Annotated in this window: 12 protein-coding genes; 9 read left to right on the forward strand and 3 right to left on the reverse strand. The window is 65.3% G+C overall.

All coding sequences use genetic code 11. From position 1 onward, the window contains the following. The first annotated feature begins 292 nt into the window (after window positions 1-292). The 3 genes from QFZ83_RS10955 to QFZ83_RS10965 all read left to right on the forward strand — a co-directional run bounded on the left by QFZ83_RS10955 (window position 293) and on the right by QFZ83_RS10965 (window position 4933). Complete coding sequence (locus QFZ83_RS10955; protein WP_307506049.1) at window positions 293-2302, forward strand: alginate lyase family protein; 2010 nt, start codon at window positions 293-295, stop codon at window positions 2300-2302. Between the two features lie 445 nt (window positions 2303-2747). Next, complete coding sequence (locus QFZ83_RS10960) at window positions 2748-4616, forward strand: tannase/feruloyl esterase family alpha/beta hydrolase (RefSeq protein ID WP_307506052.1); 1869 nt, start codon at window positions 2748-2750, stop codon at window positions 4614-4616. A 26-nt stretch (window positions 4617-4642) separates the two neighbouring features. Beyond that, window positions 4643-4933 carry a LysR substrate-binding domain-containing protein gene (locus QFZ83_RS10965; RefSeq protein WP_307506056.1) on the forward strand — a complete coding sequence of 97 codons (291 nt, stop codon included), beginning with the start codon at window positions 4643-4645 and terminating at the stop codon, window positions 4931-4933. 60 nt (window positions 4934-4993) lie between these two features. Here the strand turns inward: QFZ83_RS10965 and QFZ83_RS10970 are convergent, their stop codons facing one another. Further along, window positions 4994-6688 (reverse strand): response regulator, encoded by a 1695-nt coding sequence (locus QFZ83_RS10970; RefSeq protein WP_307506059.1) that lies wholly within the window; start codon window positions 6686-6688, stop codon window positions 4994-4996. A gap of 4 nt (window positions 6689-6692) precedes the next feature. After that, window positions 6693-8195, reverse strand: coding sequence for an ATPase domain-containing protein (locus QFZ83_RS10975; RefSeq protein WP_307506062.1), 1503 nt, complete (start codon window positions 8193-8195; stop codon window positions 6693-6695). Between the two features lie 424 nt (window positions 8196-8619). Here QFZ83_RS10975 and QFZ83_RS10980 point away from each other — a divergent pair, with 424 nt between their 5' ends. The 6 genes from QFZ83_RS10980 to QFZ83_RS11005 all read left to right on the forward strand — a co-directional run bounded on the left by QFZ83_RS10980 (window position 8620) and on the right by QFZ83_RS11005 (window position 14891). Beyond that, the gene (locus QFZ83_RS10980; protein WP_307506064.1) at window positions 8620-9000 is read left to right on the forward strand and encodes a hypothetical protein; all 381 of its coding nucleotides are present in this window, start codon (window positions 8620-8622) and stop codon (window positions 8998-9000) included. 140 nt (window positions 9001-9140) lie between these two features. Continuing rightward, the gene (locus tag QFZ83_RS10985; protein ID WP_307506067.1) at window positions 9141-10085 is read left to right on the forward strand and encodes a Ku protein; all 945 of its coding nucleotides are present in this window, start codon (window positions 9141-9143) and stop codon (window positions 10083-10085) included. 63 nt (window positions 10086-10148) lie between these two features. Continuing rightward, the gene (gene ligD / locus QFZ83_RS10990) at window positions 10149-12704 is read left to right on the forward strand and encodes a DNA ligase D (RefSeq protein WP_307506070.1); all 2556 of its coding nucleotides are present in this window, start codon (window positions 10149-10151) and stop codon (window positions 12702-12704) included. A 22-nt stretch (window positions 12705-12726) separates the two neighbouring features. Beyond that, window positions 12727-12963: a hypothetical protein gene (locus tag QFZ83_RS10995; protein WP_013541218.1), complete on the forward strand. Its 237-nt coding sequence runs from the start codon at window positions 12727-12729 to the stop codon at window positions 12961-12963. A 153-nt stretch (window positions 12964-13116) separates the two neighbouring features. Next, window positions 13117-14049: a Ku protein gene (locus tag QFZ83_RS11000; RefSeq protein WP_307506073.1), complete on the forward strand. Its 933-nt coding sequence runs from the start codon at window positions 13117-13119 to the stop codon at window positions 14047-14049. Continuing rightward, a complete protein-coding gene (locus QFZ83_RS11005) occupies window positions 14046-14891 on the forward strand; it encodes a tetratricopeptide repeat protein (RefSeq protein ID WP_307506076.1) in 846 nt (281 codons plus the stop codon). Before QFZ83_RS11000 ends, QFZ83_RS11005 begins: the two co-directional genes overlap by 4 nt. 37 nt (window positions 14892-14928) lie before the next feature. Here QFZ83_RS11005 and QFZ83_RS11010 read toward each other — a convergent pair whose 3' ends face one another. Continuing rightward, window positions 14929-15807, reverse strand: coding sequence for an aldo/keto reductase family oxidoreductase (locus QFZ83_RS11010; protein ID WP_307506079.1), 879 nt, complete (start codon window positions 15805-15807; stop codon window positions 14929-14931). Window positions 15808-15887: the final 80 nt, after the last annotated feature.

Genomic DNA, 15887 nt, shown 5'->3' on the forward strand with positions numbered 1-15887 from the left:
CTCCAGGAAAGCTGTTGGCCTGTTCCTTACCCCGCGACTTTTCCGCGCATTAATTCAAGGCTCTCTTATGTTTGACAGAACCATTTTTGCTGCTGCGTTGCTCGTGTTGAGCGCGGTCGTACTCCCGGGTTGCGGGGGCGGAGATTCGGGGAGCTTCCAGGCGGTCGCTCCGGTCCCTGCTGTCGGCGGGGGCGCCCCGGAGGTCCCCGCCGTCGCAGGAGGCACACCGGAGACTCCCTCCACCCCCGGTGTCACCCCCGAAGTCCCCGCAGCCCCGGGAGACGGCACCCCGGTGGCCCGTGTCATCAAGCACCCGGGCGTCGGGGTCAGCCTCTCGGATCTCGCGACACTCAAGGCAAACATCGATCAGGGAAGGGAGCCTTGGAAGTCCGGCTACAACCAATTGGCGAACAGTCCCAACTCCAGGCTCAGCTACGCAGGGCGTGGTGGCCCATTCGCGAAGGTGAGCCGCGCCCCCGACGAGAATCTCAATGCTTGGCGCTCCGACATGGTTGCGATCTCGAATCTCTCGCGGATGTGGTACTTCACCCGTAACGAGCGGTACGCGGAGATTGCAAAGTGGCTGCTGCTGGGGTGGGCCACCACCCACACGGAGTTCTCGGGTCGCGAGTCGATGCTCGACCTGGGCGACTACGCGCTCGACTTCGTCGGCGGCGCGGAAATCCTGCGCACCACTTGGCCGGGCTGGAAGGAGGCCGACACGGAGATAGTCAAGAAGTACTTCAAGGACGTGCTGATGCCGGCGGCGAACCCCTATGGCGAAAGCATGTTCGGTGCCGCCAACAAGGGCGCACTGTCCCTCACCGCTCTTGGGCTGATGGCGATCTACAACGACGACATCGAGACATTGGACAGGGTCGTTTATCAGGCCCGTACGCTGGCCCACATCGGGCTGCGGAATTCCAACGACATCGGCATGCTCGGCGACTACCTCCGCGACCAGGGGCACGCCTATGGGCAGCTCAAGTCGCTGACCATGCTCGCCGAGGCGCTCTGGACCCAAGGCATCGACATCTATTCCGATTTCGACAATCGCCTGCTGGCGGCGGGTGAGTATTTCGCGAGAGTGAACGAGCTCGTCCCAACGACAGCCCTTCCTTTCGGCACCACCGATCGCTACTACCTCACCGACGTCACCAATCGCGGCTGGGGCGGCGCCAATCGCGGGAGCACGGCGCTGACCCAACTCCATGGCGCCTACGTCCTGCGCAAGGGACTCCAGGCACCCTTCATCGCGCAGAGGCTCCTCGGGACATCGGTGGACGGCACCAGCTTCATGTTCCTCAGGGAGTCCGACACCTCCAAGGCAACGCCGCCGCCGGCGCTGCCCATTCCTACGAGCACCTCGATCACCTCGGGGTTCAGCAGTGCCGACATCGGGGGGGCCAGCCAAGCCGGCTCGGCCACCTACGCCGCCGGCAAATGGAACGTGGCTGGGTCAGGCTGGGGTATCTGGGGCGCACTCGACAGTTCCCACTTTGTCTACAAGGCCCTCACCGGCAACAGCGCCATCATCGCGAAGGTCGAGTCGCTCGAGAACACCCACCCGTCCGCAGTGGCGGGTGTGATGATGCGCACAAGCTTGGAACCAGGCGCTCCGCGCGCCTGGATGGCGATGAACTACAAGAGTGAAGTCTTGCAGAACATGACGAAACTGGCGGTGTATGGCGGCTCGAACTACGCGAACAAGGTCACGAGTTCTGGACCCACTCACTGGGTGAAGCTCGAGCGCATCGGGAACATCATCACCGGCTACGTTTCTCCCGATGGCACCAATTGGGCCGCCACCGATGTCGGCCGCATCGTCGCCCCCGTTCCCGACACGATCTATGTCGGGTTGGTGGTCTCGTCGGTCACAAGCAAGTTGAACAACAGCGTCTTCAGCAATGTCCAGATCACCGGCGGCGACGGTGGGGCGCCGCGCGTCATCCCGGCGGCACCCGCCATGCTGCTGGCTTCGCCGGGCGATGGGGCCGTCCCGCTGCGCTGGCAGGCGTCCTTCGGGGCCACCGGCTACACGGTCGGCCGCTCCGAGTTCAGCGGCGGGCCCTACGAGGCCATCGCATCGGGCGTCACGGGCAGCAGCTACACGGACACCTCCGTGACCAATGGCACCACCTACTACTACACCGTCGCGGCGAGCAACTCCGCCGGAACGAGCGGCCGTTCTCCTGAAGACAGCGCCGCACCGGGCCGTCCGATGGTCAAGGCTGCCACCGGCGGCGCGAGCAACTCCGGCAACGCTGAAAGCGCCTTGGACCAGGACTCGGCGACGCAATAGTTCTACTCCGGCACGACCGGCTGGCTGCAAGTACGCGGGGGCGCGGCGGCGCGATGGCTCGGAGTAACTGAAGATGGCGCGCCCGCGAGCCAGCGGCGGCTTGCGGGGGGCAAGTGGATGACCAGCCGTTTGCAACGGCGCCACGGAGATCGCTGCGCCGGCACGGGCCCCGACCAGTCGAGAGGCGGGCCTGTCATTCGCCCTGACAGAGCGAAGCAAAGCTGCAATGACGTGCACTATATTTCCGAGCGGCGAGACGAAAAAGGCCCGATCTGGGCGGCCTTGGTGGGTCAATTTGCGCCTAGCCACTGCACGGCGTATTCCCTAGCGGCGGGATAACCCGTGCAAACGGAACTCATGGAGGATGCCTAATAGTTCATGTTGCACTTCGGGATAGGAAGAAAAGTGCAATTTCTTGCAGCCATCCCCAACTCGAAGGAGACATATGAAAACCCACCAGCCTTTGGCAGTTTCCGCAATCGTCGCAGCCGTTCTCGCCAGTGGGTGTGGCGGCGGCGGCGGCAACAACAACAACACCCTGCCTTTCATCGGATTCGGCAATCCCCCTGTCGCCACGGTGCCGCCCCCTTCAGGCCCTGCGGCGCTGACGTGTGACGACACGCTCAAGGCGAGTTTCAAGCCCGACGCCAGTACAAGCGTTGTTGCGGTCAAGTCATTCAAGAAGGGAGACGCTCTTGTCCTGGGTGGTGCGGCGACGGCGACAACGCCGGTGGCTGCCAATGACGTCTGCATGGTCAAACTCAATGTGGGACCTGGAAACTCCGGACCCGAGGGTGCTCCGTCAACGTCGCCCGGCATCGGCATCGAGATTTGGCTGCCATCGAAATCAGCCTGGAATTCGCGCATTCATGCGTTGGGAGGCGGTGGTTGGCAAGGAGGTGTCGCCGGTAGCGCGGCAGCGATTGCAAGCAGCGACGCGGCCGACGTGGCCGGCAAGGAAGGCGCCGTCTCATCGACCACGGATACCGGCCATGCCTCGCTCGCGGGCGGAGCGTTCGCAATGAACCCGGATGGGACCATCAACAAGACCTTGTGGACCGACTTCGCCAGCCGAGGCATTCATGAACAGGCCGTCAAGACGAAAGCGCTGGCAGCGGCCTACTACGGAACGCCGGCCAGGTACGCCTACTGGGACGGAGGCTCGACGGGTGGACGGCAGGGCCTGAACCTGGCGCAGAACAACCCCACCGACTTCGACGGCATCATCGCCAACTATCCCGCCATCAACTGGACGAGGTTCATCACCGCGGAGCTGTATCCGCAGATCGTCTTTCAGCGCGACCTGGGTGGTGTTGCACCGACGCGGGCCCAGCAGGATCTGGTTTCCAACGCCGCTGTTGCCGCGTGCGATGTGGTAGCCGGCCAGCACCTGGGGTATGTGCTCGACCCTGCATCCTGTACGTACGATCCGACGACGGATCTCACGGTTCTCTGCACATCCGACGGCGGAACGAACGCAACGAGCGCGTGCGTCACGAAGGTGCAAGCCGCGGCCATCAACAAGGTCTGGTACGGCATGACCGCCGATGGCTCGGCACCGTCGCCGGCGACCGACAACGGCTGGTCCGCCGCATCGTCCTCCACGCTGCCTGGCTCCGCAAACCAGCGCTGGTTCGGACAGAGCCGCGGAACTTCGCTGTACGGCGCCATGTTCGCTGGCTTCGGCTTGAACGGCCTGACCAGTCCGAACGGTGCATTCCCCATCGCGTCCGACCAGGTGGCGCTCGAGTTGCAGAACTCGACCATCGGCGACCCTTCGTTCGTGAATGCGACCGGCAACGGCCAGTCGCTCTGGAAGCAACTGAGCTACGCGCAGTTGAGCAATGCGTACGACCGCGGCGTGACGCTGCAGCCGCAGTTCGGGAACATCAACACGGACAACCCGGACCTCTCCGCGTTCAAGAATCGCGGCGGCAAGATGCTGACCTGGCATGGTCTGGCCGACGAACTCATCATGGCGCAGGGAACGGTCAACTACTACAACAGGGTGGCCGCCAAGACCGGCGGGCTGAGCGATGTCCAGGGCTTCTATCGGCTCTATCTGGTGCCGGGTGCCGGCCATGGCAATCCGAACGGAACGTCCAACCCGGCAGCGGAAGTTCCTTTCTTCACGCCGACCCAGTTCTACGACGCGCTGACGGCCTGGGTTGAAAAAGGCACCGCGCCGGATGCGCTGACCCTGCAGACCCTGGGCGGTGCCGCAGCGAAAACCCGTCCGATCTGCGTGTACCCGAAGAAGATCACCTACACCAGTGGCGACACCGGTTCGGCGGCGAGCTACACCTGCTCGTAGGTGCTGCCACTGTCAGAGCTCGTGGTGTGGTGATTGCCGGCAGGCTGCGTGCCCAGGGCGTCGCACCGGAAACGGTGCAGACCCTGAGCCACACGCATTCGATCCTGGCCCTCGTGGATGCGGGCGTGGGCGTGGCGCTCGTGCCGCGCTCCGCGCAGAAGCTGGGCTATGCGGGCGTGCGCTTCAGTCCGCTGGACGAGGTCGACAGCTTCGATGTCGAGGTTCATCTGGCCTGGCGCCGCCGCGGTCGCCAGGGCGTGGTGGATGCGGTGCGCCTGCTGATCCAGGAGGCGTACCCGGTACCGGCCAAGGCGTAGCGCGCGGCGTGCGATCGCTACGGTGCGGCAGGCCGAACCGGCGGCGATGCGGCGCTTGCGCTAGGTCGGCAATTTCCGGCGCTGCAGTTCCGCGGCGACCGCCGAGCCGAGCGTGTCCAGGTCGAACGGCTTGGCCAGCACCGACTGCGGACCGATCAGCCGCTCGACCGCGTTCATGTCGGCGTAGCCCGTGGCCATGAGGATGGGAATGTCGGCATACAGCGTCTGCGCGTGCGCAATCAGCTCGGCGCCGTTCATGTGGGGCATGAGGTAGTCCACCAGCAGCAGATCCGGCTTCGCCTTTCTCAATTCGAGCAGGCCCGATGCGCCGTCGGCCGCCTGCCTCACGCGGAATCCGAGCACCTGCAGGCTCTCGACCATGCTGCGGCGCACGCCGGGATCGTCCTCGACGACCAGGATCTCGGCCTGCCGCGCGTCGGCGATCGCCCGACCGGCGGCGGCCGTTTCCTGCGCGGCCTCGGTCGGTCCCGGAGCGAGCGGAAAACGCAGCCTGATCGAGGTTCCCGCGCCGACCGCGCTTTCCACGATCGCGCTTCCGCCCGACTGCCGCGCGAAGCCATAGACCTGGCTCAGCCCGAGCCCGGTGCCCGCATGCTGCTTGGTGGTGAAGAACGGATCGAAGACCTTGTCCAGCAGGTTCTCGGGGATGCCGGTCCCGGTGTCGCGCACCGTCACGTCGGCCGTGCCCAGCGGATAGCCGGGCTCGCCCGCGGCGCCTTCCACCCCCGCGGGGGAGATCTGCGTGCAGATCTCCAGGGTCCCGCCCTGCGGCATGGCGTCGCGCGCATTGACCGACAGGTTCAGGATCGCCATTTCCATTTGCGCGGCGTCCACGATCACGAAGGCGGGCTGCGCGCACAGCGCCAGGTTCAGCCGCACGTGGGAGCCGACCGAAATGGAGATCAGCTCCGCCATGTTCCTGATCAACGCATTCAGATCGTGCAGCCTGGGAACCAGGCTCTGGGTGCGCGCGAACGACAGCAGCTGCCCCGTCAGCCGAGAGCCGCGGTCCACGGCTTCCTTGGCCCGCCGTGCGTAGTCGCGAACGCGCTCCTCGTTCACCTTCAACCGCTCGATCAACTGCAGGTTCAGGTTGACGACGTGCAGCAGGTTGTTGAAGTCGTGGGCGATGCCGCCCGTCAGCCGGCCCAGCGCCTCCATCTTCTGGTTCTGCACCAGGGAGTTCTCGATGCGCTCGCGCTCCAGCATCTCGCGCATCAGCCGGTCGTTGGCACTCGCCAGATCGGCCGTGCGCTCGGCAATGCGCGACTCCAGCGCGCCGTTGATCTGCTCGACGCTGGCCTTGGACGCCTGCAGCTCGGCCAGGTGCTTGCGCGTGAGGTACTGGCGCTGGCGCGCCCGCAATGCGGACTGCGCCGCGCTGACGAGCGTGTCGACATTGACCGGGCGCTCGAGCAGCACCAGGTTGCTGAGCTCCTGCAGCGCCGATCGCGCGCGGTCGGTCCGGCGCACGGTCTGGCGGGCCGCGAGCACCACGAACGGGTAGTCCGACCAGGGCGGCTGTTGCGCCAGCAGTTCGCGAAAGGCCGCGACCGTTGTTCCGTCGAGGGATTCCTCGGTCAGGACCGTTGCGGCCGATCCCTTTTCGATTTCGCGGATGAGCGCACGCGCGTCCTGGCAGACGTGCACCTCGATTCGCCGCGCGGCGAGGGCGTCGCCGATCAGCCGCGCGTCGCGCCCGAACGGCGCCATGACGAGAACTCGATCTTCCACCTGGTCAGGCCCGATCGGTATCGCCGAGAAGCGCGGTCCGGCCGCGATAGCGTGGAAGGCCCGCCATCACGCCTTCGAAATCGGTGAGCGCCTCGCCGATCTCCAGGCCCGTCGGGCCCAGGCGGAATTGATGGATCGTCGTTGCATGCGCGCTCGCGCGGCTCTTGACCACGGACACGGCTTTCAAGAGCTGTCCGCGCGCCTCGAAAAACCGGAACTGCAGCATCGAGTCGCTCAGGTAGCTCAGGTCCACATCGTTCGGCGCCTCGCCGGTGAGGCCATGCTGCGACAGCACGAGGATGGTGGTGACGCCCTGCAGGTTGAGATAGGTCAGCAGTTCGTGCATCTGCAGCATCAGGAAGTTGCTGCCGGGCATCGCGATCAGGTAGGCGTTCAGCGTATCGATCACCACGGTCGTCACGCCTTGGCGCTCGACCGCGTCCCGCACGCGATGCGAGAACTGGCCCGCCGAGATTTCGGCAGGGTCGATCGCGTGCACGGCCAGTTGTCCCGACGAGGCGTACTCGTCGATGCCCAGTGCGAGCGCGCGCGATCGCATCATCAAGGTCTTGACGCCCTCGTCGAACAGGAAGATGGCGGCCTTGCCGCCGCGCTCCACGCTGGCGCGCGCGCAGCAGACGGCCGTGGTCGTCTTGCCCACGCCGGCCGGCCCCGCGAACAGCAGGTTGGTGCCGGGGGTCAGGCCGCCGCCCAGCAAGCGGTCCAGGTCCGCATTGCCCGAACTCAGGGGCTCGCTCGCAAAGCTCCGCCCATGCTCGCTGGCCACCAGCCGGGTGAAGACGTGCAATCCGCCGCGGTCCAGGCTGACGTCGTGCTCGCCCTCGCGAAACTTGACGCCGCGCAACTTCACGACGCGCAGGCGGCGCTTGTCGGAGCCGTAGGTGCCCGTCTTCTGCTCGAGCTGGATCACCCCGTGCGCAATGCTGTGAAGGTGCATGCCGTCCGCGGTGCGCGCCCTGTCGTCCAGCAGCAGCACGGTGCATTGGTGGGCGAGGAAGAAGCGCTTGAGCGCCAGGATCTGGCGGCGGTAGCGCATGGGATCCTGCGAAAGCAGGCGCAGCTCGGACAGGCTGTCGAACACCACGCGCTCCGGCCGCAGGCGCTCGACCACCGCCATGACCCCGCGGATCGTCTCGCCCAGTTCGAACTCCGACGGATGAAAGATGCTCTGCTCGGCCTCGACGCTCAAGCCTTCCTCGCTGACCAAGTCGAAGATCTCGATGCCCTGCAGGTCCCAGCCATGGGAGAGCGCACCTTCGGCGAGCTCCTGCGAGCTCTCGGAAAGCGTGACGTACAGGCCCTTCTTGCCGAGCGCGCGGCCCTGAAGAAGAAATTGCAGTCCCAGTGTTGTCTTGCCGGCGCCTGGCGTGCCTTCGACCAGATAGAGATGGCCTGCGGGCAGGCCGCCTGCGGTCACCTCGTCGAGGCCTGGAACACCCGTGGGCTCCAGCTTGGGCGGTACAGCATGTTCGGTAGAAGTCGTCATAGAAAGCTGTCCGATGGAAAGGATGGTGCGGCTATGCAACGACTCTAATGGGGCACTTCGGCCGTCCTCGGCGATGCGCGGCGCGGCTCGCTGTAGGCCCAAGGCTTGCGCATGCGTACGAGGCTGCTGGCGCGTCGAGCAGCAGGTGGTCGCCCAAGCCGCGTGACTTCTTGCATCGTGCGGCGCGATGGCTGTGGCCGCGAGTGAGCGGCCTGCGGCTTGGCGAGATCGTTCGCATGCATTTGCGGCGAAGTCCGACTTGCTCGAGGTTCACCGGCGGAGGATGGTTGCGCATGAAAGACAAGATGCGACCGTCCGCGAGCGGTCCGAGCTCCGCTCGGATCTGGCCCCGGCCAGGCCCCGCCTGCCCAGCGTGTTCGCCACCCCGTGAAGCATCAACCAGACTCCCTGAGGAGAACCGAACATGGCGACGAAGACGAAAGGTGATCTGCGACAGATCTCCGTACACATCGAAGAGCCCAAGGCCGGCGCGTTCGAATGGGTGCTCAGCGAGGCAGATGCCGAGGACGCCGGCAACTGGCAACCGTTCCAGCGCTCCCGCAGGGCCGCGAGCACCTACAAGGCGGCGATGGCCGACGGTCTGGTCGCGCTCGAATCCCTGATCGACGACCTCGACAAAGGTCCCCGATCGAGCACGGCCCCTGACCGCGAGCCCGGGCCTGAGATCGCCCCGGAGAGGGAACGCGCCGGCAAGGGTGCTGCCCGCGCGGCGCCGAGGCAGGACCCGCCCGCGAAGCCGGCCGGACGCACCCGCACGGCATTCGGGTTCGGCGTGATGCCATAGCGCCTCGCCTACGCCATGTGCGCCATGTGCGGCATGTCCTCCGGGGAGCGCCGGTCGCGTCCCACATCGCCGCGTGCCGGCCAGCGCAATGCTGCCGGACATCTTCGTACCCCCGACCAAGTACTCCCCAAGGAAAGTCCATGGCCACTGGCAGCAGAACCCTCTGGAAAGGCGCGATCACCTTCGGCCTGGTCCACATACCCGTCGGCTTGCACACGGCGAGCATCGAGCAGGGCGTGGACTTCGACTGGCTGGACAAACGCACCATGGACCCGGTGGGCTACAAGCGCATCAACAAGAAGACGGGCAAGGAGATCGACAAGGACAACATCGTCAAGGGCGTCGAATACGAGGACGGCAAGTACGTCGTGATCTCGCCCGACGAAATCGAAGCCGTGTATCCGCGCACCACCCAGACGATCGAGATCCAGCGCTTCATCGATGCCAACGAAATCCCCTTCGTGTATCTGGAGCGTCCGTACTACGTGGCGCCGATCAACAAGGGGCAGAAGGTCTACGCGCTCCTGCGCGAGGTGCTGATCAAGTCCGGCAAGGTCGGCCTGGCCAAGGTGGTCATCGCGACCAAGCAGCACCTGGCGGTGCTGGTGCCGTCGGGCAAGGCACTGGTGCTCAATCTGCTGCGCTGGGGTGACGAAGTCAAGACGCTCGAAGGTCTCGACCTGCCCGCCGCGGGCGTCAAGGGTGCCAACGTATCGGCCGCGGAAATGAAGATGGCGGAACAACTCGTGAACGACATGTCCGGCAAGTGGGAGCCCGAGGATTTCAAGGACGAGTTCAAGCATGCGGTGATGAAAATCGTCGAGAAGAAGGTGAAGGCGGGCGACACCGAAACCGTGATCCAGCCGGAAGAGGAGGCGCCGGAAGAAGCCTCCAACGTGATCGACCTGACCGAGTTGCTCCAGCGCAGCCTCAAGGGAGGCGGATCGGCCAAGACCAAGGCCCCCGCGGCCAGGAAGCGCAGCGCCAAGACCACGGCCAAGACCACCACCAAGGCCACCACCAAGGCCAAGGCGCGAAAGACCCCTGCGAAGAAGGCGGGCGCTGCGGCCAGGAAGGCCGCATAGCAGGCGGCAAGCCAAGCCGTCCGCTTGGGCAGCGCGCCGCAGCAATTGGAGCAACGAGGAACGATGGCCAAGGGCGACGCGCTTTCCACGTACAAGTCCAAGCGGAATTTCGCCGTGACGGCGGAGCCCGCCGAAGGTGGCCGGCCGAGTCCCCACGCGCTGTCGTTCGTTGTGCAAAAGCATGCGGCGTCGCGGCTGCACTACGACTTCCGGCTCGAGCTCGATGGGGTGATGGTTTCCTGGGCGGTGCCCAAGGGGCCCAGTTTCGACCCCAAGGAAAAGCGCATGGCCATCCACGTGGAGGACCATCCGATCTCCTATTCATCCTTCGAAGGAACGATTCCGCCGAAGCAGTACGGCGCCGGGACGGTGATCGTCTGGGACAACGGCACCTGGGAGCCGGTGGGCGATCCACGCAAGGGCCTGGCCGCCGGCAAGCTGGTGTTCCGGCTGCACGGCCAGAAGCTTGAGGGCCTGTGGGAACTGGTCAATATCGCCAAGGGCGGCGAACGGCAGGAGCCCTGGATTCTGTTCAAGAAGAAGGACGAATACGCGCGTGCGCATGCCGACTACGACGTCGTGACAGCGTTGCCTGACAGCGTGATCGCCAAGCCGATCAAGAAGGTGCGCACCCGTGCCTCCGCCCGCAGCGCTGCGTCGGCGCGGCCCCCGCCTTCCAAGGCGCCCAAGCCGCTCGCCCGCGCACGCGTGACGGCGCTGCCGGCGCAGATCAAGCCGCAGCTGGCCACCCTGGTCGCAGGCGTTCCGTCGGTCGGCGAGTGGCTCTACGAAATCAAGTTCGATGGCTACCGGCTCATGGCCCGGCTCGACAATGGCGAGGTCGCCCTGATAACGCGCGGCGGACACGACTGGGCGGCCAGGATGCCGACGCTGGTGGCCGAACTCGGTGCCCTGGGCCTCGGCTCGTCGTTCCTGGACGGCGAAATCGTGGTGCTGGGGCCCCGTGGTGCGCCCGACTTCAACGCCTTGCAGAACGCCTTCGATCGCGGCCGAGACACCCAGGACATCGTGTTCTTCGTGTTCGACGCTCCCTTCTTCGAAGGCCAGGACCTCAGGCAGGTGCCGCTGCGCGATCGCCGGCAACTGCTTCACGACTTCCTTGCGGAGAAGGCCAGCGAACACGTCAGGTTCAGTGCCAATTTCGAAGCCGATCCGACGTCGCTGCTTCGCTCGGCTTGCCAGATGGAGATGGAAGGCGTGATCGCCAAGCGCGCCGACGCACCCTACGTTTCCCGGCGCAGCGAAACCTGGCTGAAGCTCAAGTGCAAGCTGCGCCAGGAGTTCGTGATCTGCGGCTACACCGACCGCACCGACGAGGCCGGCCAGGTCGGCAGCTTGCTGCTCGGTGTTCACGACGACGGCGGCAAGCTGGCGTCGGTCGGTAGTGTCGGCACAGGCTGGAGCGGCGAGGAAGCCCGTGAGATCAAGCAGAAGCTGCTGCCGCTGGCGGCCCCGAATTCGCCTTTCGAAAAAGGCGACACCAAGCCGGGTCGCTGGTCCAGGCGCAAGGCCGGCAGCGAGCGTTGGGTGAAGCCGCAGTTGCTGGCGGAGGTCAGCTTTGCCGAATGGACGCCCGACGGGCAAATTCGCCACGCCTCGTTCATCGGCCTGCGCGACGACAAGCCCGCCAAGGTCATCGTGCGGGAGCGTCCCAAGGCGGTCGGCGCGCCTGCCGCTGCGGCGTCCAGCCGCACGGCCGCCGGCTCGTCGAGCGCTTCGATCACGGTGACGCACGGCGACAGGGTCATCGATGCCACCACGGGCATCACCAAACTGGATCTGGTGCGCTACTACGACTCCGTGGCCGAATTCATCCTGCCGCATCTCAAGGGTCGTCCTTGCTCTTTGGTGCGCGGCCCGACAGGCGTGACCGGACAACTGTTCTTCCAGAAGCACGGCGAAAAGATCGGCATTCCGGGCATCACCGAACTGCCCGAGAGCCTGTGGCCGGGCCACGCCGCTCTGCTGGAGATCGGCAACGCCAAGGCGCTCGCCGGTGCCGCCCAGATGAACGTGATCGAATTTCATACGTGGAACTCGACAGCCAAGACGATCGACAAGCCCGACCGCATGGTGTTCGACCTCGACCCCGGCGAAGGGACCGCCTGGGGCCACATCCAGGAAGCGGCGACGCTGGTGCGCGCGATGCTCGAAGCCCTTGGCCTGAAGGCTTGGCTGAAAACCAGCGGGGGCAAGGGGCTGCATGTGGTCGTCCCCCTGGCGCCGCGATACGACTACGACACCGTCAAGGGGTTCTCCCAGGCGATCGTGCAGCACATGGCCAGGACGATCCCGGCGCGCTTCGTAGCCAAGAGCGGCCCGAGCAACCGCGTGGGGAAGCTGTTCGTCGACTACCTGCGCAACGGGCACGGCGCGACGACGGCGGCCGCGTTCTCGGCGCGCGCGCGGCCCGGCCTGGGCGTTTCGATCCCGGTTTCGTGGGACGACCTGGGCAGCCTCAAGAGCGGCTCGCAATGGAGCGTTCGGACAGCGCGCGAACACCTGTCTTTCCAGACAGAGGATCCATGGGCCGGCTACTGGAAAACGCGCCAGCCGCTGACGCAGGCCATGAAGCGACTCGGCTATGAAAAACGCTGACTGAACGAGGACAGGAAAAATCATGAAGCTTTCACATCTCGCACTGACCGTGATCGAAGACCCGCTGCACGATGGTCGCTATCACTGGCTGCTCCTGACGGCCAGCGGCGATGCCGACCAGGTCAAGGAGTTCGACGCGTCGGACAAGTCCTTTGCATCCGCGCACGAAGCCTTCGAGGCGGGCGCCGTGCGGTGGCGACAGGAAATGTCGCGCGAGAACGAAGACGCCGACCCCGTCGGGGATGCCCGCATCGACTGACAGAAAGACCCGGCATGAGAAGCAGGGCGGAGCGAACCTGGTTCTGCAACTCGGCGTCGGCAGGTTGATACAGATGCGCCGCATTGACGCCTTTGGCCTCTTTTCCACGGCCGAAAAAAATGGCATGTTGATTCGCGTCGCAAAGGAGCCGCCATGCCCACCCCTCGCTCGATCGCTTCCCTGTCGCTCGGCTTCGGCCTGGTGTCGATACCCGTGCGGCTCTACACCGCCACCGAGAGTTCGGCGGCCATTCACTTCAACCTCCTGTCGAAGGAGGGGACGCGGGTGAAGCAGCAGTACGTTTCTGCGCTCAACCCGAAGAAGGTCATTACCCGCGCGGAAATGGTCAAGGGCTACGAGTTCGATACGGACCGCTTCGTCATCTTCCAGCCCGACGAACTGAAAGCGCTCGAGGATGGCGCGAGCCACCTGATCGACATCGTCGCGTTCATTCCGGCGGACGCGGTCGATCCGATCTACTACGACAAGCCGTATTTCCTCGCGCCGGACAAACGCGGCGGCAAACCGTACAACCTGCTGAAGAAAGCGATGCTGACGAGCGGGCGCTGCGCCTTGGCGAAGTGGGCCTGGAAGTCCAAGCAGTACGTGGTCCAGGTGCGCGCCCAGGAGGACGGACTCGTCCTGCAGCAGTTGCTGTATGCGCAGGAGGTGCGCTCCATCCAGGACCTCGGCATCGAGAAGCTCGAACCCTCGGCCGCGGAACTGAAGCTGGCGCTGCAGCTGATCGATCAGATCTCGCAGGACAGCTACGACCCGACGATGTTCGAGGACGAGGAGCAAAAACGCATCCTGGCGGCCATCGACGCAAAGATCGCGGGCCAGGAGATCGTGGCGACCGAACATCCCGAGGACGGCGAGTCTTCCGGCCAGGTGATCGACCTGACTCAGATGCTCATGGCGAGTCTCGACCGCAAGGGCGGGGGCGCACACAAGCCGCGGACGATGCCGGCCAAGGGCACCCAGGTGGTGACGCCCATCCGCAAGCCGATGGCCAAGGCCAAGCGCGCGCCCAAGGCTGCTGCAAAGGCAGTCGCACCTGTGCCACGCACGAGAATGAAAAAGTGACGGCGCCCGAGGAATTCCCGCTGTCGCTGCGCAACGTGCTGAAGTCGTTCGGCCTGTCGCGCCACACGGTGCTCAAGCTGATCGAGCTCGGCTTCGTTGCCCCGGTGAAGGCTGATGACAACGTCTGGAAATTTTCCTTTCAGGACCTCGTGCTGCTTCGGTCCGCAAATGAATTGCGAGCGGCACGTATTCCCACGCGGCAGATTCTCAAGGCGCTGCGCCAGCTTCGCGCATCGCTGCCCGAAGATCAGCCGCTCCGAGGCATGCGGATCACGTCCGAAGGGGATCGTGTGACGGTCCGCTTCGGAGATGCGCACTGGGAGCCCCAGACGGGGCAGTTCGTGCTGGACCTTCAGATCAGGTCTGGCGAAAGCCCTCTGAGCTTTTTCCCCTCGAGGTCCGCGCCGCTTGTCGGCGCTGTCGCGCTCGATGCGCGCTTTGCCGAGGCTGAAGCGTTGGAAGAAACGGCCCCCAGGATCGCCGAGGCGCTCTACCGAAGCATCCTGGCGGACGACCCCACGTATGCCCACGCGTACCTGAATCTCGGCTTCATGCTCTGCGAGTCCGGCGAGTTCGATGCGGCTGCGTCGCTCTACGAAAAGGGGTTGCGGTTCTGTCCGGACGATCCGCTGATGCATTTCAATCTCGCCGTGGCGCTCGAGGGTGTCTCAGACGTGGACGGCGCATTGGCGAGCTACGAAGAGGCGCTGCGGCTGCAACCGGACCTGCTCGACGCGCATCGGAATGCGGCCCTGCTGTATGCCGACAGCGGGCGGCAGCAGATGGCCATCCGGCACTTCAGCGCATTCCGGCGATTGCAAGCCGGCAAGCAGCCGAATTGAAGGAGCGGCCTGTGCGTGTGGTGCGAGTCAGCCAGAGTCATCCGACCTTGGCCGCAGCCACACGGTCCAAGGCCTCCATTGCATCGGCAGGCAACGCCAGCTTCCCTGCAGCCAGGTTCTCGCGCAGGTGCGCGACCGACCCAGTGCCGGGAATCAGCAGGATGTTGGGAGAGCGGCGCAGGAGCCAGGCCAGCGCCACCTGCATCGGCGTGGCGCCCAGGCGCTGCGCGACCTCGGAAAGCCCGGAGGACTGCAGCGGCGTGAAGCCGCCCAGCGGGAAGAAGGGAACATACGGAATGCCGTCGCGCGCCAGGTCATCGATCAGCGCGTCATCGTTGCGATGCACGAGGTTGTACTGGTTCTGCACGCAGGCGATGCGGCAGATGCCGCGTCCTTCCGCCACCTGTGCGGAGGTGACGTTGCTCAGGCCGATGTGCCGCACGAGCCCTTGGCGCTGCAGATCGGCCAATGCTGCCAGCGGCGCCTCGATCGATCCTTCGGCCGGGCCGTGCACGTCGAACATGATGCGCAGGTTCACCACCTCCAGCACGTCCACCCCGAGGTTGCGCAGGTTGTCGTGCACCGCCTGCGTGAGCTCGGCGGCAGAGAACGCCGGCAGCCAGCCGCCCGTGTCGGAGCGCTTCGCGCCGATCTTGGTGACGATGACGAGGTCTTTCGCGTAGGGCGAGAGCGCCTCGCGGATGAGCTGGTTGGTGATGTGCGGGCCGTAGAAGTCGCTGGTATCGATGTGATCGACGCCGCTGGCAACCGCTTCGCGCAGCACGGCCAGTGCCGCGTCGCGGTCCTTGGGCGGGCCGAACACGCCGGGACCGGCGAGCTGCATGGCGCCGTAGCCGAGCCGATGGACGGTGCGGTCGCCGAGGGTGAAAGTGCTGGGTGTCTGCGTGCTGGTCATGGTGGCTTTCCTGGATGTCGTGTCGACGAAGAAGGTGTCGTGAAGCCAGTCTAGGCAGCGGGCCCGTGTTTGATAAGCCG

Origin of the sequence: Variovorax sp. W1I1, from assembly GCF_030815625.1 — a bacterium.
Lineage (GTDB): Bacteria > Pseudomonadota > Gammaproteobacteria > Burkholderiales > Burkholderiaceae_C > Variovorax > Variovorax paradoxus_C.